The following is a 20,404-nucleotide window of genomic DNA, read 5'->3' as shown; positions in this document are numbered from 1 at the left end:
CCTTCGTCCGGCACGCCGAGGGCACGCACCGAACACCGCGGGCACCGCACAGGACTTTCAAAACACCCCCTAGGACCACTGGAATCTGGGAGCCGATCCATGCTGCTCATCCCCTGCCCGTGGTGCGGGCCCCGCGACGAGGCCGAGTTCCACTACGGCGGCCAGGCCCACGTCCCCTACCCGGAGACCCCGTCGACCCTCACCGACGAGGAGTGGGCCCGCTACCTGTTCTTCCGCGACAACCCGAAGGGCCCCTTCGCCGAACGCTGGACCCACACGGCGGGCTGCCGCCGCTGGTTCAACGCGATACGGGACACGTCGACGAACGAGATCCTTACGGTGTACAGGACGGGCGAGCCAAGGCCGCTGCGGACTGCGGGGGCGGGGGCGGCAGCCCCGGAAGGGGCGCGGGGCTGTGCCGATATGCGGCTCCGCCGCGGGGCGCGACCAGCCCCCACCCAGCCGCAGCCGAACGACAGCCCTCACGGGATCGAAGGGGCGGAGCCCCTTCAGGATGGGACGGGTAGGGGCGGCGGGGGCGAGAACCAACCCTTCCGCCACCCCACCCGCGGCCGAATCCACCGCGACACCCCCCTCACCTTCACCTTCGACGGCACCGAACACCAGGGCTACCAGGGCGACACCCTCGCCTCCGCCCTCCTCGCCAACGGCATCATCCAGACCGGCACCAGCATCAAACTCGGCCGCACCCGAGGCATCTTCTCCGCCGGCGTCGAAGAGCCCAACGCAGTCATCCAGATCGAGAAACCCTTCCCGGAGCCGATGCTCCCCGCGACAACCGTCGAGCTCTACGACGGCCTGGTCGCCACCAGCCTCCCCGGCCAGGGCCGCCTCGCCACGGGACCGGATCCGGCCCGTTACGACGCCGTACACGCCCACTGCGACCTGTTGATCGTCGGCGCGGGCCCGTCCGGCCTCGCCGCAGCCGCGGCCGCAGCGAGAAGCGGCGCCCGAGTCATCCTCGCCGACGACCAGCCCGAACTCGGCGGCAGCCTCCTGGGCACGGCCGAACACCTCGACTGGGTACAGGAGATCACCGCACACCTCGACACCGCCCCCGACGTCCGCGTCCTGCGCCGCACCTCGGTCTTCGGCTACTACGACGACAACCACCTCCTCGCCGTCGAACGCCGCACCAACCACCTCGGCGCCGAGGCCCCGGAAAACGTCTCCCGCGAACGCGTGCACCGCATCCGCGCCCGCCGCGTCGTCCTGGCCACCGGCGCCCACGAACGCTCCCTGGCCTTCGCGGACAACGACCGTCCCGGAGTGATGCTGGCCGCCTCGGCCCGCACGTACGTCAACCGCCACGGCGTCCTGCCCGGCCGCCACGCGGTGGTGTTCACCACCAACGACAGCGCGTACGCGGCTGCACTGGACCTGGCCACAGCAGGCGTCGGGATCACCGCGATCGTCGACACCCGCCCCGACCCGGGAGAGTGGGCCGAGCGCGCGAGGGCGGCCGGCATCGAGGTCCTGCCCGGCCACGCCGTCACCGGCACGGAGGGCGACGCGCGCCTGACCGCCGTAACCGTCGCCCCGTGCGGAGAGCCCGTCGGGCAGCGGCAGTTCGCCGCCGACCTGCTGCTGGTCTCCGGCGGCTGGAACCCGGTGGCGCACCTGTTCAGCCAGTCGGGCGGCAAGCTGCGCCACGACGAGACACTGGGCTCCTTCGTCCCCGACACCAGCCGGCAGGCGGTCGAGGTCGTGGGCAGCGCGAGCGGCGTCCTGGATCCGGCCGCGGTCCTGGCCCAGGGCGCGGCCGCCGGTGCCCGGGCCGTCGAGGCCGAGGGCTACAGGTCCGACACGCCCCGGCTCCCGGCGGTGCCCGCACAGCCGCAGCCGACGCACCCCATGCACATGTACGTCGTTCCGGGCGGCGCCCCTTCCTTCGTCGACCTCCAACGCGACGTCACCGTCGAGGACCTGGCCCGCGCGACCGCCGCCGGCATGCGCTCGGTCGAACACACCAAGCGCTACACCACCGCCGGCACCGCCAACGACCAGGGCAAGACCTCCGGCGTCCTCGCGAGCGGTGTCGTCGCCGAACTCCTCGGCGTGGACATCTCGGCGCTCGGCACGACGACCTTCCGCCCGCCGTACACCCCGGTCTCCTTCGCCGCCCTGGCCGGCCGCGACCGAGGCGCGCTGAGCGACCCGGTCCGCACGACCGCCCTCCACGAGTGGCATGTCGAGCACGGCGCCCTGTTCGAGAACGTCGGCCAGTGGAAACGCCCCTGGTACTACCCGCAGGACGGCGAGGACATGGAAGCCGCAGTGCTGCGCGAGTGCGCCGCCACCCGCGAGAGCGTGGGCTTCATGGACGCCTCCACCCTCGGCAAGATCGACGTCCAGGGCCCGGACGCCGGTGTCCTCCTCGACCGGCTCTACACCAACATGATGAGCACCCTGAAGGTCGGCATGATCCGCTACGGCGTCATGTGCCGCCCGGACGGCATGGTCTTCGACGACGGCACGGTCATCCGCCTCGCCCAGGACCGCTTCCTGGTCACCACCACGACGGGCAACGCTGCCGCCGTACTGGACTGGATGGAGGAGTGGCTCCAGACCGAGTGGCCCGAGCTGAAGGTCCGCTGCACCTCCGTGACCGAACAATGGGCCACGGTCGCCCTGGTCGGCCCGAAGTCCCGCGAGGTACTCGGCGCGCTCGCACCCCAACTGGCCGTCGCCAACGACGACTTCCCGTTCATGGCCTGGCGCGAGACGACCGTCGCCGGCATCGAGGCCCGTGTCTGCCGGATCAGCTTCTCCGGCGAACTCGCCTACGAGATCAATGTGTCACCGTGGCGGGCCCGCGCCCTGTGGGAGGCCGTGTACGAGGCCGGTGCCCCGTACGGCATCACCCCGTACGGCACCGAGACCATGCACGTCCTGCGGGCCGAGAAGGGCTACCCGATCATCGGCCAGGACACCGACGGCACCGTCACCCCGCAGGACCTCGGCATGAGCTGGGTGGTGTCGAAGAAGAAGCCGGACTTCATCGGCAAGCGGTCCCACGCCCGTGCGGACACCGCCCGCCCCGACCGCAAGCACCTGGTCGGGCTGCTGCCCGAGGACCCGGGCACCTTCCTCCCGGAGGGCACCCACCTGGTCGCCGACAGCGTGCTGCCGGCCCCACCCGTCCCGATGCTCGGCCATGTCACCTCCAGCTATCGCAGCGCGGCTCTCGGCCGGACGTTCGCGCTCGCCCTGATCAAGGGCGGCCGGGACCGCATCGGCGAGCGGCTGTACGCCCCCGTGGGCGGCCAACTGGTCCCGGTGACCGTCGCAAGCCCCGTCCTCTACGACCCCGAGGGAGCCCGCCGCGATGGCTGACACCGCACTCATCAGCCCCCTGTCGCACACCGCCGACCGCCTGGCCGCCGCCACCCGCAGCTCCGGCGGTGCGGTCCGGCTGGCCGAACTCCCCTTCCTGGCCCAGGTCAACGTGCGTCTCGACGCCAAGGGGGCGGCGGCGGAAGCCGTGGGGCTCGCGCTCGACCTCCAACTGCCCCTCCAGCCGAACTCCGCCGTTCGCGCGGGGGAGTTGACCGCCCTGTGGCTCGGTCCGGACGAATGGCTGCTGGTGGGGCCACCGGGTGGCGAGCGGGCACTGGAGCGCCGGATCCGGGAGGCCGCGGGCGACGAGCCCGTCTCCGTCACCGATGTCTCCGCCCAGCGCACCACCCTCCTCGTCACGGGCCCGCGCGCCCGCGACCTGCTGGCCCACGGCTGTCCGCTGGACCTGCATCCGCGGGCCTTCGGCCCCGGACGCTGCGCCCAGACGACACTGGGCCGCACACAAGTCGTCCTGGTCGCCCGGGACGAACCCAGGGCCGGATTCTGGGTCCTGGTCCGCTCGTCGTTCGCCGGCTATCTGGCGGACTGGCTGCTCGACGCGGCGACGGAGTACATCTGAGCCCGGACGCACGCATCGAGGCGGGGGAGGCTCAGCCCAGGTAGCCCATCCGGCGGCTGATCTCCTCCGCGCCCTCGATCAGCGCCGGCGCGAGTGCGTGGATGCGCTCCTCGGTGAAGCGGTACGCGGGGCCGGAGGCGCTGAGCGCGGCGATGACCTCACCGTCGCGGGAACGGATCGGGGCCGCCACGGCGTGCGGTCCGAGTTCGAGTTCCTCCAGCGTCACCGCGTACCCGCGCTCGCGGGCCTCGTCGAGGTTCTTCTCCAGCTTCGTCCTGGCGGTCAGGGTGCGCGGGGTCAGCTTCCGCGTCCCGGCTGCCGCGAGCACGGCGGCGCGCTCCTTGTCCGGCAGGTGGGCCAGCAGGATCTTGCCGCTGGATGTGGCGTGCAGGGGGGTGAGCTGCCCGACCCAGTTGTGCGTACCGACGGCGCCTGGGCCGCGTACCTGACAGAGGTTGACCGCGAAGTGCTCCTGCAGTACCGCGATGTCGACGGTCTCGCCGATCTCCTCGCTGAGCCGCTCGCACACCGGCCGGCTCAGGCGGGGACCGTCGTGCGCCGCGCCGATGCCCAGGCCGGCGACCCGGCCGGCGAAGTACGGCTGGTCCGCCCCCTGCGATACCACCACCTGCGGCGCGCCGGCCCAGGTGGCCGTCGTGGTCGTACCCGCTCCGCCGTGATGCATGACCGCGGCCATCCTGTGCGCGGATGGCCGCGATGGCCGCGCGGGTCACGCCCTCCGGGCCGCGCAGGGGGATGCTGCGGCGCGCACGCACGCTCACCCGCACGGGGTGTGCGGTATCCGCGGCCACCAGCCCGGGCCGCTGCTAGCCGCAGCACGGATCGCACCCCATCCGCGCGTGCTCGGAGGCCCTGTGTAGGACAATGAAAGAAGTGTCCCGGCGCTGAAGGCGGTGGGAATCATGGCGTTGCCCTTGGTCGTGGGTGTCGACGGCTCCGAGCCCAGCCTCCATGCCGTCGACTGGGCCGTGGACGAGGCGGTGCGGCACGGAGTGCCGCTGCGGATCGTCCACGCCTCGCTGTGGGAGCGGTACGAGGGGGCGGCCCTGGAGGACACGCCGGGCGCCGTCACGGATGTGGTGACCGAACACGATCTCGCCGAGAGTGTCGTGGCGCTCGCCGACCAGCGAGCCAGGCAGCGCGCACCGGAGCTGGAGATCAGTACCGGGCTGCTGCCGGAGGATCCCGTGTCGGCGCTGCTGCGCGAGGCGGGTCTCGCCTGTGCCGTCGTGACCGGCGTACGGGGCAGGGGCCCGATCAGGGATCTCCTGCTGGGCTCGGTCGGCCTCTCCCTCGCGGCCCGCGCCCCCTGCCCGGTCGCCGTCGTACGCGGCAGGGCGGAGAACAGGCAGTCGGCCAACGGTCGCATCGTCCTGGGCGTCGGCGAAGCCACGGCCGCCGCCGCGGTCCGGTACGCCTTCCGGGAGGCCGCGGTGCGGAAATGCGAGATCGAGGCCGTACGGGCCTGGCGGCGCCCGGCGCACCGGACGGCACCGCATCCGCTGCTGGCCGGGGAGCCCGCCCATGCCGAGGAGGAGCACGCCTCGGAGCTGCTCGACAAGGCGATGGAGAGTGTCGCCGAGGAGTACTCCGGCGTGACCGTGCACCGCGCGCTGGTCGAGGGCTCCGCGCGCCATGCGCTGGTGGCCCGGTCGGCGGCGGCCGACCTCCTGGTCATCGGGGCCCATCGGCGCCACGGACACCTCGGACCCCAGCTCGGCCTGGTGGGACATACGGTGCTGCACCACTCCGAGTGTCCGGTGGCGGTGGTACCGCGGCGGGAGTGACCGCGGTCGTCTTGTGCGGCAGGCTAATCGGCCTGCCACTGTGTGACGGCCGCCGAGCGGCTCGGTGCCGTAACCGAGAAGCCTGTGCGAAGCGGCCCCGGACCTCCTTGCCTTTGCTCGGGCGTACGGCGACGCCAACTCCCGTGATACACAGGGAAGATCAGTGAGCCGAGCAGAGAGGTACCGCCCATGGGCCGACCGACGAGCTCCACTCCGCTGCCGGGCGATACGAAAGTACTGTCCATCGGGCTGCACCCGAACGCGCTCGACTACAGCCGGATGCCCGACGGCGTCGACGAGGCGACGCTCACCGCCCGCATAGAGGCGGCGCACGCGGCCCTGCGCGAGGCGGGGTTCGACACCGTTCCCTGCCTGATCGACAGCTCCCCGGACCGTGCCGAGGCGATGGTCCGGGAGCAGCTCAAGGAGCACACTTTCGGCCTGGCGATGATCGGCGGTGGGGTCCGGCTGCTGCCGGAGCACACGCTCCTGTTCGAGCGGTTGGTCAACGTCCTTGCGGAGGCGGCGCCTGGGATCCGGTTGTGCTTCAACACGTCGCCCGAGGACACGGTTGAGGCGCTGGGGCGGTGGGTTCGGGCGTAGAGGATGTGGTCCGGGTTGCCCGTGCAGCGGACAGAAGCCACGGAGGCGGGACGCCGGCCGCCGTAGGTCACACGCTGAGGGCCTCCCGGACGGTCTGTTCGGCGCCCGTGCCGCCCTCGCCGGAGGAGGTCACCCGGCCCGCCTCCAGGACGCAGTAGCGCTGAGCGGCGCGCATGGCGAAGCCGACGTGCTGTTCGACGAGGAGGACGGAGAGTCCGCCGCGGCGGGTCAGGCCGAGGACGGTCTCCTCGATCTCCGCGACGACGGAGGGCTGGATGCCCTCGGTCGGCTCGTCGAGAAGGAGCAGCCGCGGCCTGGTGATCAGGGCGCGGGCGATGGCCAGTTGCTGGCGCTGGCCGCCCGAGAGCAGGCCCGCGCGGCGGCCGGACAGCTCCCGCAGGACGGGGAAGAGGTCCAGCACCTCGGCGATCGCCTCCTTGCCCCCGCCGCGGCCGTCGGCCACGAGTTGCAGGTTCTCGGCGGTGCTCAGGTGCGGGAAGGACTGCTGGCCCTGTGGGACGTACGCCATTCCGCGGGCGACCCGCTGGTGCGGGGCGAGGCGGGTGATGTCCTCGCCGTCCAGCAGTACGCTGCCGCTCTTCGGTTTCAGCAGGCCCATCGCCACGCGCAACAGGGTGCTCTTGCCTGCGCCGTTGTGCCCGAGGACCGCGGCGACGCCGTCCTTCGGGACGGTGACCGTGACGTCGTGCAGGACGGGGCTGCGGTCGTAACCGGCCCGGACGTTCTTGATCTCCAGCATGGCGTCAGACCTCCTGTGCCGACGCGACGGGTGCCGGGGACGCCACCTCGGGTTCGGAGGCCCGACCGAGGTAGACCTCCTGGACCTTGGCGTCGGCCTGGACCTCGTGGACCGTGCCCTGGCTGAGCATCCTTCCGGCGTGCAGGACGCTGACACTGCGGGCGAAGGAGCGCATGAAGTCCATGTCGTGCTCGATGACGACGACGGTCCGCTCCTCGCTGATGCGCTGCAACAGCTCGCCGGTCGCCTGACGTTCGTCGTGACTCATCCCGGCCACCGGCTCGTCGAGCAGCAGCAGCCGTACGTCCTGCACGAGCAGCATGCCGATCTCCAGCCACTGTTTCTGACCGTGGGCGAGGACCCCGGCCGGACGGTCGCGCAGAGCGGACAGACCGATCGTCTCCAGCGCCTGCTCGACCGGTTCCGGGATGTCCGTGCGGCGCCGCAGCATGGTCCACAGGCCGCGTCCCGCACCGGCCGCGATATCCAGGTTCTGAAGGACCGTCAACTCCTCGAAGACCGTGGCCGTCTGGAACGTACGGCCGATGCCCATCCGGGCGATGGACTGCACCGGCCTGCCCAGCAGTTCCCGGTCGCCGAAGCGGGCCGAGCCGGTGGCCCTCACCAGGCCGGTGACGGCGTCGACCAGCGTGGTCTTGCCGGCGCCGTTCGGGCCGATGAGGAAGCGCAGGTCGCCGGGGCGGATGTCCAGGTCGACACCGTCGACGGCGGTGAAGCCGTCGAAGGTCACGCGCAGATCGCGGACGGTCAGTCCCTCGCCACTCATGCGGTCTCTCCTGAACTGGTCGGTCGGGTACGGCGGTTGCGTGCGAGGGCCGTCAGGGAGGCGAGGCCGCCCGGCAGGAAGCCGACCGCCAGCACGAACAGCAGGCCCTGGAGATACGTCCATGCGGCCGGAAAGGCGTCGGACAGCGTGCTCTGCGTCCAGGCGACGGCGACCGCGCCGAGCACCGCCCCCACCAGCGAGGCCCGGCCACCGACCGCCGCGCCGATGACGAAGCCGATGGACGGGACGATGCCGATCAAGGCCGGGGAGATGATGCCGACGGCCGGGACGAAGAGGGCCCCGGCGAGCCCCGCCAGACCGGCCGCGACGACGTACGCCACCAGCTTGACGTTGGCCGGGTCGTAGCCGAGGAAGCGCACCCGCTCTTCGGAATCCCGTACGGCGATGAGGAGTTCGCCGTACCGGCTGACGAACAGCTGACGGACCAGGACCATCACCAGCAGCAGGGCCGCGGCGATGATGAAGTACACCGTGCGCTGGTTGACCGGGTCGCGCAGGTCGTAGCCGAAGAAGCCCTGGATGTCGGTGAGGCCGTTCGTGCCGCCCGTGGTGGCCTGCTGGCCGATCAGCCAGATCGCCAGGGCCGCGGCCAGGGCCTGGCTCAGGATCGCGAAGTACGCGCCCTTGACCCGGCGGCGGAAGACGAAGAATCCGAGCACCGTGGCGACCGCCATGGGCAGCAGCACCGTCATGGCCAGCGCGAACAGCGGGTTCGCGAACGGCTGCCACCACCAGGGCAGCGCGTCCGAAGTGCCGTACAGCTGCATGAAGTCGGGGAGCGTCTGGCCGGTCGCGGCGGCGTCCGCGAGCTTGAGGTGCATGGCCATGGCGTAGCCGCCGAGACCGAAGAAGACGCCCTGGCCGAGCACCAGCAGCCCGCCGCGGCCCCACGCCAGGCTGACGCCGACGGCCACGATCGCGTAGCACAGGTACTTGGCCAGCAGTGAGAGCCGGAAGTCGGGAAGGACGAGCGGCGCAACGCCGAGCAGCAGGACGGCGCCGAGGAGGAATCCGCCGGGCACCCGGAACCGCGTCAGCACAGCGGGGGCCGGGGTCTTGCCGGCGGCGGGGGTCATGGTTGTCGTCATGCCAGGCTCCGGGTGCGCAGTGTGTACAGGCCCTGGGGTCGCCACTGGAGGAAGGCGACGATCGCCACGAGGACGACGACCTTCGCGACGCTGATCGTCGTCGAGTACTCCAGTACCGCCTGGAGCGCACCGAGCACGAAGGCGGTGATCACGCTGCCCTTCAGCTGCCCGATGCCGCCCACGACCACGACGAGGAAGGCGTCGACGATGTAGTTGGTGCCCATCGTCGGGCCGATCGGCCCGACCAGGGTGAGCGCGACACCGGCCACCCCCGCGAGGCCCGAACCGATGAAGAAGGTCGTACGGTCGACCCGTTCGGAGGCGATGCCGGACACCTCGGCGAGGTCGCGGTTCTGTACGACGGCCCGGATCCGGCGGCCCAGCGGCGTCAGTCGCAGCACGAGTGTGAGGCCGAGGACGCAGCTCAGGGCGAGGCCGAGGATGAACAGCCGGCTGTTGGCCAGCGTGATGCCGGCCACCGAGATGTTGCCGGTCAGGAGATCCGGGGCGTGGGTCTGCACGTTGGGCGCGCCGAAGATGTCACGGGCGAGCTGCTGGAGCATCAGGGAGACGCCCCAGGTCACCAGCAACGTGTCCAGCGGCCGGATGTACAGGCGCCGGATCAGCAGCCACTCCAGCAGCGCGCCGAGGCTGCCGGCCACGAGGAAGGCCAGCGGCAGCGCGACGAGCAGCGAGAGGCCGGCACTGCTGATGGACTTCTGCAGGACGTACGTCGTGTAGGCACCGGCCATGATGAACTCGGCGTGCGCCATGTTGATCACGCCCATCTGACCGAACGTCAGCGTCAGTCCGAGGGCGATGAGCAGGAGGACGGCACCGATGCTGATGCCGGTGAAGGACTGGTTGAGGATGACCGTCATGAAGCGGCTCCGGGTCGGGGACGGGCGTGCGGTCCGGGGCGCGGCCCGGCCTCGGTGACGAGGCCGGGCACCCGCGCGGGGCGCCGGGGCTCAGGAGAGACCGGAGGCCCAGGAGTAGCCCTTCAGATACGGGTCCGGCTTGACCGGCTTGCCCGAGTTCCAGACCTCCTCGATCAGGCCGTCCGCGCCGACCTTGCCGATGCGGGCCGTCTTGTACACGTGCTGGGAGGCGCCGTCCACGGTGACCTTGCCCTCGGGGGCGTCGAGTTCGATGCCGTCGGCCGCCGCCTTGACCTCGGCGACGTCGAAGGAGCCGGCCTTCTCGACCATCTCCTTCCAGAGGTAGACCGAGACATACGCGGCCTCCATCGGGTCACTGGTCGGCTTGTCCTTGCCGTACGCGGACTGATAGGCCTTCACGAACTCGGTGTTGGCCGCGCCCGGGGTGGTCTGGTAGTAGTTCCAGGCGGTCAACTGGCCCTCCAGATACTGGGTGCCGATGCTCTTGACCTCCTCCTCGGCGATCGACACCGACAGCACCGGCATGCTCTTCGCGGTGAGCCCCGAGGACTTGTACTCCTTGAAGAAGGCCACGTTGCTGTCGCCGTTGAGGGTGTTGAACACCGCGTCGGCGCCGGAGTCCTTGACCTTGTTGACGATGGTGCTGAACTCCGTGGAACCCAGGGGCGCGTAGTCCTCCCCGACCACCTTCATGCCGTTGGCCTCCGCGTACGCCTTGATGATCTTGTTGGCGGTGCGCGGGAAGACATAGTCGCTGCCGACGAGATAGAGCCGCGTCAGCCCCTGCTTCTTCAGGTAGTCGAGCGCGGGCACGATCTGCTGGTTGGTGGTCGCGCCGGTGTAGAAGATGTACGGCGACTGCTCCAGGCCCTCGTACTGCACGGGGTAGAACAGCAGCGACTTGTACCGCTCGAAGACCGGCTTGACGGCCTTGCGGCTCGCCGAGGTCCAGCAGCCGAAGGTGGCGACGACCTTGTCGTCGGTGATCAGGCCCTCGGCCTTCTCCGCGAAGGTCGGCCAGTCGGAGGCGCCGTCCTGGCTGACGGGCTTGAGCTTCTTGCCGAGAACCCCGCCGGCGGCGTTGATCTCCTTGATGGCGAGGAGCAGCGAGTTGTGGACGGTCACCTCGCTGATGGCCATGGTGCCCGACAGCGAGTTGAGCAGACCGACCTTGACGGTGCTGCCGGAGGTGTCGGCCTTGGCCGCGGTGCCGGACGACGTGTCGTCGCCGGTCTTGGCACCGCACGCACTGAGGGCGGCGGACGCGCCGATGGCAGAGACGCCTGCCAGCAGACCGCGACGGCTGATGCTGGGCCCGGACATGCAGTACCTCCTTGCCCCGAAGGGGCGTGGGAAAGAGAGGAAGAATCGGGGACGGGGATGAGCGGGCACTCAGCGTGTGAAGGGCGGCTGCGTGGGCGCGCGCATTCCCAGCCGTACGGTGCGGTGGCGGCCGAGCTGGTCGTCTGAAGTGCGGTCACAGACTGCGCCGGTGCTGTTACCCCGGCGTTTCGGCGCCGTTGATGAATAATTTCTGTTGGAAGTAATCCGGTGCGAACCACGCCGGGAGCCGTCGCCTCGGATGCCTGAATGACGGCCGGTGGGGGCGCTGTTGGGGGCCGGGGAAGGGCTTGCTTCCCATGGAAAGTACCTCCCGGGGGGAGGTAGGGTCGGCGCTGAAAGCCGCTACTTCGTGGGCCTGCCGAGGAGGATGGAAGTGCTGTCGGAGCCGCCCCGCGATCTCCCCCGACTGCTCAGCAGTGCGGAGCGGTTGATGACCCGTCGGCTGGCCGCCGCGCTGGAGGCCGAGCACTGCTCCGTCGAGGAATGGCGGGTGCTGGCACTGCTCTCGGACGGCCGCGGACACACGATGTCCGACATCGCCTCCTACGCCCTGATGCCCGCGCCCAGCCTCACCAAGCTGGTCGACCGGATGGTGTCGGCGGCCCTGGTCTACCGCCGCAAGGACCCGGGGGACGGCCGGCGCGTCCTGGTCTACCTCTCCGCCCGCGGCCGGACCCGGCACCGTGCCGTGTCGGTGCCGGTACAGCGAGTGCAGGAGCAGATGCTGGACGAGCTGCCCGGCGTACAGGAGCTGGCGGACGGGCTCGCGCGGCTGGAGTTCCTCCTGGAGCGCGGCCCGGAGCAGGTCAGAGCTGAGCGGTGATCTCGAAGTCCAGCGCGTCCGCCCGGGCGAGATACAGCCGTTGTTCGAGGTGGTTGCCCCGCAGCCGCAGGGCGCCCCTGGGGCCCTCGTAGCAGATCGTCTCGTCCGGACCCGCCGGCGCCGACACCGCCAGCGACCCGCGCCGCTCGGCGAGCGCGCCGAGCAGCAGGATGCCCTCGAAACAGGACTCGCCGAGACTCCCCGCGACCGGCGCCTCGTCACCGAAGCGGCGGGCGTAGCGGTGGCCGAAGGACAGGCTCTCCGAGGTCATCAGGGAGTCGAAGTACCCGGCCGCCGCCCACAAACCCTCGGACGCCTCCGCGCCGGAAGCGAGCAGCAGGTTCTCGTCCATGTGTGTACTCAGCCGTACGCACCGCTGATGCAGCCCCGCCGCGGTGAACGCCCGGTTGAAGCGCACCGCGTCGTCCCCCAGCAGCAGCATCAGTACCGCGTCCGCCCCGCAGGCCTCGACGCGGCGCACCACGGGGCCGAACTCCTCGGTGTCCAGCGGCACGAACACCTCGTCCACCACGCTGCCGCGGCACTCGCCGGCGAACCGGCGCGCGGTACGGGCGGTCACCCGCGGCCAGACGTAGTCACTGCCCACCGTGCACCAACGGCGCACTCCCGTGGCCCCGGCCAACAGCCGCATCGCCGGGGCGAGTTGCTGGATGTCCGTCTCTCCGGTGAGGAAGACGCCGGGAGTCTCCTCGCCGCCCTCGTACTGGGCGGTGTAGATGTACGGCACCCGGTTGGCGATCCGCGGTGCCAGGGCCTGGCGTACCGCGGAGTCGTGCCAGCCGACGACCGCGTCGACCGCGCCGAGCGCGACCAGACCGGCCACCTCGTCCGCGACCTGCCGGGGTGCGGCGCCGCCGTCCACGACGACCAGCCGTACCTCCCGGTCCAGGATGCCGCCCCCGGCGTTGAGTTCCTCCGCGGCCAGCTGCGCCGAGAGCTCGCAGGACGGTCCGAAGATGCCGGCCGGTCCGTGGAGGGGGATCACGAGTGCGACCAGGAGCACATCCCGGCGGTCGGGGGACAGGCGTGCTGCCGTCGAGTGCACAGGGCACCTCCGGGGATTCCGCGGCGCAGGACCTCCCGCGCCGACGGAGCCCAGCCTAGGGGGTGTTTTGAAAGTCCCGCACAGCACCCACGGCGCCCGGCACGCGCCCTCGCCGCACCGGCCAAAGACCCAAGTACGTCCAGTACGAGGGCCTTCGTCCGGCACGCCGAGGGCACGCACCGAACACCGCGGGCACCGCACAGGACTTTCAAAACACCCCCTAGCTCCCCCTCTTCACGCGCCCCCGGACAGCAAGTGCCGCAAGAGCAAGCAGAACAGGCTCCGGCCCGTGGGCACCGTGCCGGGAGCGTCCGCCGGGACCCGGGTGCACGAGGTGCCCAGGACCCCGCGGCTGCCCGCGCCCGGACACAGCGTCGCGTCCTTCGCCGCCGCATGGAACACCGGCGGGCCCAGCCACCTGACCGACTCGACGTCATCGCCACCGACCGGCGCCGCGGCTACCGCACCGCCATGCGCCGGCACGGCCTGGACGCGCACATCCGGGTCCTGCGCGGCGACCACACCGAGGCGGCCGGTGAGCGCGCCGCCCGCCGGCTTCTGGACGCCGGTGACCTCCCCGCCGCCGGCTGAGCTGCTTCAACCTCACCACCGTCAGCCAGGGCGCCCGGGAACAGGCCCGGCACGCCGTGGCCGCCGCCGTGGAACGCCTGGACCAGAGCCGTACGACCCCCCGAGAGGTCGTGCTCAGCCACGGCTCGTGCCGCGCGGCTCCATCGCCGCACCCGCCTGATCCCGGCCCGGGAGAGTGAAGCGCGGTGTGTCAGTCCCCTCCGTGGCCAGGTTCACATGGCGTACGCGAGGCATGGCCGACACCATGGTGCACCTCACCGGCAGGCGAAGGGATCACGAATGTTCCGCAAGGTGCTGGTCGCCAACCGTGGCGAGATCGCGATTCGGGCCTTTCGTGCGGGCTACGAGTTGGGCGCGCGGACCGTCGCCGTCTTCCCGCACGAGGACCGCAACTCGCTGCACCGCCTGAAGGCCGACGAGGCCTACGAAATCGGCGAGCAGGGGCACCCGGTGCGCGCCTACCTCTCCGTCGACGAGATCGTCGGCGCCGCGCAACGGGCCGGTGCGGACGCCGTCTACCCCGGCTATGGATTCCTCTCCGAGAACCCCGAGCTGGCCCGCGCCTGCGAGGCGGCGGGCATCACGTTCGTCGGACCGGGCGCCGACATCCTGGAGCTGACCGGCAACAAGGCCCGCGCGGTGGCCGCCGCCCGTGAGGCCGGAGTGCCCGTGCTCGGCTCCTCCGCGCCCTCCAACGACGTCGACGAACTCGTCCGTGCCGCCGACGACATCGGCTTCCCGGTGTTCGTCAAGGCCGTCGCGGGCGGCGGCGGGCGCGGGATGCGCCGCGTCGAGGACCCCGCCCAGCTCAGGGAGTCCATCGAGGCGGCCTCCCGCGAGGCGGCGTCGGCGTTCGGCGATCCCACGGTCTTCCTGGAGAGGGCCGTCGTCGAACCCCGCCATATCGAGGTGCAGATCCTCGCCGACGGGCAGGGCAATGTCATCCACCTCTTCGAGCGGGACTGCTCGGTGCAGCGCCGCCACCAGAAGGTGATCGAGCTCGCGCCCGCCCCCAACCTCGACCCCGCCCTGCGCGACCGCATCTGCGCCGACGCCGTCCGGTTCTCCCGGCAGATCGGCTACCGCAACGCGGGCACCGTGGAGTTCCTCCTCGACCGCGAGGGCAACCACGTCTTCATCGAGATGAACCCGCGCATCCAGGTCGAGCACACGGTGACCGAGGAGGTCACCGACGTCGACCTGGTGCAGTCCCAACTGCGCATCGCCGCCGGGGAGACCCTCGCCGACCTCGGCCTTGCCCAGGAGACCATCACCCTGCGCGGCGCGGCCCTGCAGTGCCGTATCACCACCGAGGACCCCGCCAACGGCTTCCGCCCCGACACCGGCCGGATCAGCGCCTACCGCTCACCGGGCGGCTCCGGCATCCGGCTCGACGGCGGCACCACGCACGCCGGTACGGAAATCAGCGCGCACTTCGACTCCATGCTGGTGAAGCTCACCTGCCGGGGCCGCGACTTCGCCGCCGCGGTGGGCCGCGCCCGGCGGGCCGTGGCCGAGTTCCGCATCCGCGGTGTGGCCACCAACATCCCGTTCCTGCAGGCGGTGCTGGACGACGCGGACTTCCAGGCCGGCCGGGTCACCACCTCGTTCATCGAGCAGCGCCCGCATCTGCTCACCGCCCGCCACTCCGCCGACCGCGGCACCAAGCTGCTGACCTACCTGGCCGACGTCACCGTCAACCGGCCGCACGGCGAGCGGCCCGACCTGGCCGACCCGATGGCCAAGCTGCCCCCGGTGCCGGAGGGCCAGCCGCCCGCGGGTTCGCGGCAGCGGCTCGTCGAACTCGGCCCCGAGGGCTTCGCCCGAAGCCTGCGCGAGGCACCCACCCTCGGCGTCACCGACACCACGTTCCGCGACGCCCACCAGTCGCTGCTCGCCACCCGGGTCCGTACGAAGGACATGCTCGCCGTCGCCCCGGTCGTCGCCCGCACCCTGCCCGAACTGCTCTCCCTGGAGTGCTGGGGCGGCGCCACCTACGACGTCGCCCTGCGCTTCCTCGCCGAGGACCCGTGGGAACGCCTGGCCGCCCTGCGCGAGGCAGTCCCGAACATCTGCCTCCAGATGCTGCTGCGCGGCCGCAACACCGTCGGCTACACCCCCTACCCGACCGAGGTCACCGACGCCTTCGTGCAGGAGGCCGCCGCCACCGGCATCGACATCTTCCGCATCTTCGACGCCCTCAACGACGTCGACCAGATGCGGCCCGCCATCGACGCCGTACGCCAGACCGGGACCGCCGTCGCGGAGGTGGCCCTGTGCTACACCGCCGACCTGTCCGACCCGTCCGAGCGGCTCTACACCCTCGACTACTACCTGCGCCTCGCCGAGAAGATCGTCGACGCGGGCGCCCATGTGCTGGCCGTCAAGGACATGGCGGGACTGCTGCGGGCCCCGGCCGCCGCCACCCTCGTATCGGCGCTGCGCCGGGAGTTCGACCTGCCGGTGCACCTGCACACCCACGACACGGCAGGCGGACAGCTCGCCACCTACCTCGCCGCCGTGCAGGCCGGCGCGGACGCCGTGGACGGAGCGGTGGCGTCCATGGCGGGCAGCACCTCGCAGCCGTCCCTGTCGGCGATCGTGGCCGCGACCGACCACTCCGCCCGCCCGACCGGCCTCGACATCCAGGCCGTCGGCGACCTGGAGCCGTACTGGGAGAGCGTCCGCAAGGTCTACGCCCCCTTCGAGGCGGGCCTGCCCGCGCCGACCGGCCGCGTCTACCACCACGAGATCCCCGGCGGCCAGCTCTCCAACCTGCGCACCCAGGCCATCGCGCTCGGCCTCGGCGACCGCTTCGAGGACATCGAGGCCATGTACGCCGCCGCCGACCGGATGCTGGGCCGGCTGGTGAAGGTCACACCGTCGTCGAAGGTCGTCGGCGACCTGGCGCTCCACCTGGTGGGCGCGGGCGTCGACCCGGAGGACTTCGAGTCGGAGCCCGACCGTTACGACATCCCCGACTCGGTCATCGGCTTCCTCCGTGGCGAGCTGGGCACCCCGCCCGGCGGCTGGCCCGAGCCGTTCCGCAGCAAGGCGCTGCGCGGCCGCGCCGAGGCCAAGCCCCCCGCGGACCTCACCGCCGACGACCGCGCGGCCCTGGTCAAGGACCGCCGCGCCACCCTCAACCGGCTCCTGTTCCCCGGCCCGACAAGGGAGTTCGAGACCCACCGTCAGTCCTACGGCGACACCAGCGTGCTGGACAGCAAGGACTTCTTCTACGGCCTGCGCCAGGCCAAGGAGTACGCCATCGACCTCGAACCCGGGGTACGGCTGCTGATCGAGCTCCAGGCCGTCGGTGACGCCGACGAGCGCGGCATGCGCACCGTGATGTCCTCCCTGAACGGCCAGTTGCGGCCCATCCAGGTCCGCGACCGGGCGGTGGCCTCGGACGTCCCGGCCACCGAGAAGGCCGACCGCTCCAACCCCGGCCATGTCGCGGCGCCGTTCGCGGGCGTGGTCACCCTCGCGGTCGCCGAGGGTGACCAGGTGACGGCCGGGGCGACGGTCGCCACCATCGAGGCGATGAAGATGGAGGCCTCCATCACCGCCGGCAAGGACGGCACGGTCTCCCGGCTCGCCGTGGGCCGGATCCAGCAGGTCGAGGGAGGTGACCTGCTGGTGGAGATCGCCTGAGGTCAGCGGCGGCAGTGGAGGTACACGTGGGGCTCGGGTCCCGCTCCGGGGTGGGCCGGGGTGAAGACGGTGCTGTTGCGCGACAGCACCGTCAGCCCCGCCGCCTCCTCCATGGCGATGAGATCCTGCTCGGCGAAACTCGTCGCCCGGACCGGGCGGCCCATGAAGACCACCTCGACGTCCTCCACGTCCGCGGGCACGGTGGCCAGCACCAGATGGCCGCCGGGCTTCAGGGCCAGTGCGAGCTTCTTGACCACTGCCGTCTGCTCCGCGCGCGTCATCTGGAGCAGCGAGAAGAACACGCACACCCCGTCGAACGAGCCCTCTTCAAGGGCGAGTTCACGGATGTCGGCGTGGCGGAACTCGGCCTCGGGGACCTGACGGGCGGCGAGTTCGACCATGACGGGGGAGACGTCGACGCCCAGCACGGAGTGGCCCGCCGCGGTGAGCACGGCCGCCGTGGGCCGTCCGGTGCCGCTGCCCACGTCCAGCGTCCGGGCGGCGGACGGGAGGCGTTCGAGGAGCCACTCCATCGCTGCCAGATGCGCGGGGGCATGGGCGAACGCCTTCTCGTAGTCGGCGCCGAGTGCATCGAACAGCACGGCGGCGGGCGGACGTTGGTCCTCGTGCGTCACGTCGGGTCTTCCCTTCGCTCGTCGGCACGCATCGTCGCACTGGCTGTAGGCACACCACAACGGTGACCTGTGCACCGACAAGAGCGGCCTGGTGCGCGTCCCCGCGCGCAGGGCAGGGGAGAATGAGGGCCGTCAGCAACGGTCGACCGTGCGGAGGAGCGGGGAGATGCAGGACGAGCGAGCGGGGCAGGTCGCCGGGCCCGAGGACCTCATCGACGTGGCCCGCCTGGTCACGGCGTACTACGCGCACCACCCCGACCCGGCCGAGCCGGGGCAGCGGGTGGCGTTCGGCACCTCGGGACACCGCGGCTCGTCCCTCGCGGCGGCCTTCAACGAGGACCACATCGCCGCCACCAGCCAGGCCATCTGCGAGTACCGCGCCGCCCAGGGCACCGACGGCCCCCTCTTCCTCGGCGCCGACACCCACGCTCTGTCGGAGCCCGCCCGCATCACGGCGCTGGAGGTGTTCGCCGCCAACGACGTCACGGTCCTCATCGACCAGACGGACGGCTACACACCCACCCCCGCGGTCTCCCACGCCATCCTCACCCACAACCGCAACCGCACCTCCGGCCTCGCCGACGGCGTCGTCGTCACCCCCTCCCACAACCCGCCCGCCGACGGCGGCTTCAAGTACAACCCGCCCAGCGGCGGCCCCGCCGGCTCCGAGGCGACCTCCTGGATCCAGGACCGCGCCAACGAGATCATCACGGGCGGCCTGAAGGACGTACGGCGCATCCCCTACGCCCGCGCGCTCGAAGCCCCCGGCACCGGCCGCTACGACTTCCTCGGCACGTACGTGGCCGACCTCCCGCAGGTCCTGGACCTGGACGCGATCCGGACCGCAGGCGTGCGCATCGGCGCCGACCCGCTGGGCGGCGCCTCGGTCGCCTACTGGGGCCGGATCGCCGAACAGCACCGGCTCGACCTGACCGTGGTCAACCCGCTCACCGATCCCACCTGGCGTTTCATGACGCTCGACTGGGACGGCAAGATCCGCATGGACTGCTCCTCGCCGTACGCCATGGCCTCGCTCATCGAGCAGCGCGACCGCTACGACATCGCCACCGGCAACGACGCCGACGCCGACCGGCACGGCATCGTCACACCCGACGCGGGCCTGATGAACCCCAACCACTATCTGGCCGTGGCGATCTCGTACCTCTTCTCCCACCGCGAGCAGTGGCCCGCGGGCGCCGGAATCGGCAAGACCCTGGTGTCGTCGAGCATGATCGACCGGGTCGCGGCGGACGCCGGCCGCCCGCTGGTCGAAGTCCCCGTCGGATTCAAGTGGTTCGTGGACGGCCTGTCCGACGGCTCCCTCGGCTTCGGCGGCGAGGAGTCGGCGGGCGCGTCCTTCCTGCGCCGCGACGGCTCGGTGTGGACCACCGACAAGGACGGCATCATCCTGGCGCTGCTCGCCTCCGAGATCACGGCGGTCACGGGCAGGACCCCGTCGCAGCACTACGCCGAGCTCACCGACCGCTTCGGCGCCCCCGCCTACGCGCGCGTCGACGCCCCGGCCTCCCGCGAGGAGAAGGCCCTGCTCGCCAAGCTGTCCCCGCGCCAGGTCACCGCAGACACCCTCGCCGGAGACCCGGTCACCACGGTCCTCACCGAGGCTCCCGGCAACGGCGCCGCCCTCGGCGGCATCAAGGTGTGCACGGCCAACGCCTGGTTCGCGGCACGCCCTTCGGGCACGGAGGATGTCTACAAGATCTACGGGGAGTCATTCCTCGGGCAGGATCATCTGCGGCAGGTCCAGGAGGAGGCGAAGTCGGTGGTGCTGGCCGCACTGGGCGCCTGACCGTGGACGATGCTGTCGTCACCGCACTGATCGCCGCCGGTGCCGCACTCGCCGGCGGCGCCCTGACCGGGGTGTTCACCTTCGCCGCCGCCAAGCGCCAGGCGGCGGCGGCCTGGGCGGCGGGGGAGCGGCAGGCAGCGGCCGCGTGGGAGGCGGGCCGACAACAGGCGGCCGCCGCCTGGGACGCCGGCCAACTCCAGGCCACGGCCCAGCTCGACGTGGCCCGCCGCACGCTCACCGAACAGACGCTCGCGAACCAGCGGGCGGTGCGGCGGGCGGCGTACGTGACGTTCCTGAGCCGGACGGACAGCGCCCAACAGACCTCGCAGGCCTGGCAGAGCGCGATCGGCACCGCGGAGGAGACGCCGCGGCGACGGGAGTACGACGCGGCGATGGGGGCGGTGGGGGAGGCGCTGAATGTCGTACGGCTGGAGGGGCCGGACGCCGTGACCGCGGCGGCGGAGACCCTGCGCACCGCCCTCGCCGCCGGCGCTCCCGGAAGCCAACACTCCATGGCGCAGGGGGCGTTCCTGGACGCGGCCCGCGCGGCGCTCACGCCTGTGTAGTGCGTGCCG

Annotated in this window: 16 protein-coding genes and 1 pseudogene; 9 read left to right on the top strand and 8 right to left on the bottom strand. The window is 71.6% G+C overall.

The annotated features are described in order from the left end of the window. The first annotated feature begins 99 nt into the window (after positions 1–99). The gene (locus RMT89_RS21720; protein ID WP_315885413.1) at positions 100–3,357 is read left to right on the top strand and encodes a sarcosine oxidase subunit delta family protein; all 3,258 of its coding nucleotides are present in this window, start codon (positions 100–102) and stop codon (positions 3,355–3,357) included. After that, entirely contained in the window at positions 3,350–3,940 is a 591-nt protein-coding gene (locus RMT89_RS21715) for a sarcosine oxidase subunit gamma family protein (protein ID WP_315885412.1), read from the top strand. The genes RMT89_RS21720 and RMT89_RS21715 overlap by 8 nt, the downstream gene beginning before the upstream one ends. Before the next feature lie 31 nt (positions 3,941–3,971). Here the strand turns inward: RMT89_RS21715 and RMT89_RS21710 are convergent, their stop codons facing one another. Then, on the bottom strand, positions 3,972–4,625 hold the full coding sequence (locus RMT89_RS21710; protein WP_399498457.1) for an IclR family transcriptional regulator: 654 nt from the start codon (positions 4,623–4,625) through the stop codon (positions 3,972–3,974). Positions 4,626–4,863: 238 nt separating this feature from the next. Between RMT89_RS21710 and RMT89_RS21705 the strand changes: the two genes are divergently transcribed. Both RMT89_RS21705 and RMT89_RS21700 read left to right on the top strand, forming a co-directional pair. Further along, positions 4,864–5,748 (top strand): universal stress protein, encoded by an 885-nt coding sequence (locus tag RMT89_RS21705; protein ID WP_315885411.1) that lies wholly within the window; start codon positions 4,864–4,866, stop codon positions 5,746–5,748. A gap of 189 nt (positions 5,749–5,937) precedes the next feature. Further along, a complete protein-coding gene (locus RMT89_RS21700; RefSeq protein ID WP_315885410.1) occupies positions 5,938–6,351 on the top strand; it encodes a hypothetical protein in 414 nt (137 codons plus the stop codon). Between the two features lie 67 nt (positions 6,352–6,418). On the opposite strand, the gene urtE is transcribed toward RMT89_RS21700, so the two are convergent. From urtE to urtA, 5 genes are all read right to left on the bottom strand, one after another. Beyond that, positions 6,419–7,111 (bottom strand): urea ABC transporter ATP-binding subunit UrtE, encoded by a 693-nt coding sequence (gene urtE / locus RMT89_RS21695; protein ID WP_315885409.1) that lies wholly within the window; start codon positions 7,109–7,111, stop codon positions 6,419–6,421. 4 nt (positions 7,112–7,115) lie between these two features. Further along, the gene (gene urtD / locus RMT89_RS21690) at positions 7,116–7,898 is read right to left on the bottom strand and encodes an urea ABC transporter ATP-binding protein UrtD (protein WP_315885408.1); all 783 of its coding nucleotides are present in this window, start codon (positions 7,896–7,898) and stop codon (positions 7,116–7,118) included. Then, complete coding sequence (gene urtC, locus RMT89_RS21685; RefSeq protein ID WP_315885407.1) at positions 7,895–9,007, bottom strand: urea ABC transporter permease subunit UrtC; 1,113 nt, start codon at positions 9,005–9,007, stop codon at positions 7,895–7,897. The genes urtD and urtC overlap by 4 nt, the downstream gene beginning before the upstream one ends. Next, positions 9,004–9,888: an urea ABC transporter permease subunit UrtB gene (urtB, locus tag RMT89_RS21680; RefSeq protein WP_315885406.1), complete on the bottom strand. Its 885-nt coding sequence runs from the start codon at positions 9,886–9,888 to the stop codon at positions 9,004–9,006. Before urtB ends, urtC begins: the two co-directional genes overlap by 4 nt. Before the next feature lie 90 nt (positions 9,889–9,978). Further along, a complete protein-coding gene (gene urtA / locus RMT89_RS21675) occupies positions 9,979–11,232 on the bottom strand; it encodes an urea ABC transporter substrate-binding protein (RefSeq protein WP_315885405.1) in 1,254 nt (417 codons plus the stop codon). Positions 11,233–11,626: 394 nt separating this feature from the next. Here urtA and RMT89_RS21670 point away from each other — a divergent pair, with 394 nt between their 5' ends. After that, positions 11,627–12,076: a MarR family transcriptional regulator gene (locus tag RMT89_RS21670; protein ID WP_315885404.1), complete on the top strand. Its 450-nt coding sequence runs from the start codon at positions 11,627–11,629 to the stop codon at positions 12,074–12,076. Here RMT89_RS21670 and RMT89_RS21665 read toward each other — a convergent pair. Then, a complete protein-coding gene (locus tag RMT89_RS21665) occupies positions 12,060–13,142 on the bottom strand; it encodes a substrate-binding domain-containing protein (protein ID WP_315885403.1) in 1,083 nt (360 codons plus the stop codon). The genes RMT89_RS21670 and RMT89_RS21665 overlap by 17 nt on opposite strands. A 432-nt stretch (positions 13,143–13,574) precedes the next feature. Here RMT89_RS21665 and RMT89_RS21660 point away from each other — a divergent pair. Both RMT89_RS21660 and RMT89_RS21655 read left to right on the top strand, forming a co-directional pair. After that, positions 13,575–13,893, top strand: a pseudogene (locus tag RMT89_RS21660) (substrate-binding domain-containing protein); the annotation flags it as partial. 119 nt (positions 13,894–14,012) lie between these two features. Continuing rightward, the gene (locus tag RMT89_RS21655) at positions 14,013–17,387 is read left to right on the top strand and encodes a pyruvate carboxylase (protein WP_315885402.1); all 3,375 of its coding nucleotides are present in this window, start codon (positions 14,013–14,015) and stop codon (positions 17,385–17,387) included. Positions 17,388–17,389: 2 nt separating this feature from the next. Here RMT89_RS21655 and RMT89_RS21650 read toward each other — a convergent pair whose 3' ends face one another. Next, positions 17,390–18,022 (bottom strand): class I SAM-dependent methyltransferase, encoded by a 633-nt coding sequence (locus RMT89_RS21650; RefSeq protein WP_315885401.1) that lies wholly within the window; start codon positions 18,020–18,022, stop codon positions 17,390–17,392. Positions 18,023–18,188: 166 nt separating this feature from the next. Between RMT89_RS21650 and pgm the strand changes: the two genes are divergently transcribed. Then, the gene (gene pgm / locus RMT89_RS21645) at positions 18,189–19,829 is read left to right on the top strand and encodes a phosphoglucomutase (alpha-D-glucose-1,6-bisphosphate-dependent) (protein ID WP_315885400.1); all 1,641 of its coding nucleotides are present in this window, start codon (positions 18,189–18,191) and stop codon (positions 19,827–19,829) included. Positions 19,830–19,831: 2 nt separating this feature from the next. Beyond that, on the top strand, positions 19,832–20,395 hold the full coding sequence (locus RMT89_RS21640; protein ID WP_315885399.1) for a hypothetical protein: 564 nt from the start codon (positions 19,832–19,834) through the stop codon (positions 20,393–20,395). Positions 20,396–20,404: the final 9 nt, after the last annotated feature.

Source organism: Streptomyces sp. P17 (genome assembly GCF_032436805.1).
Lineage (GTDB): Bacteria > Actinomycetota > Actinomycetes > Streptomycetales > Streptomycetaceae > Streptomyces.
The sequence above is the reverse complement of the archived record's forward strand: the minus strand, read 5'-3'. Positions and strand labels throughout refer to the sequence as shown.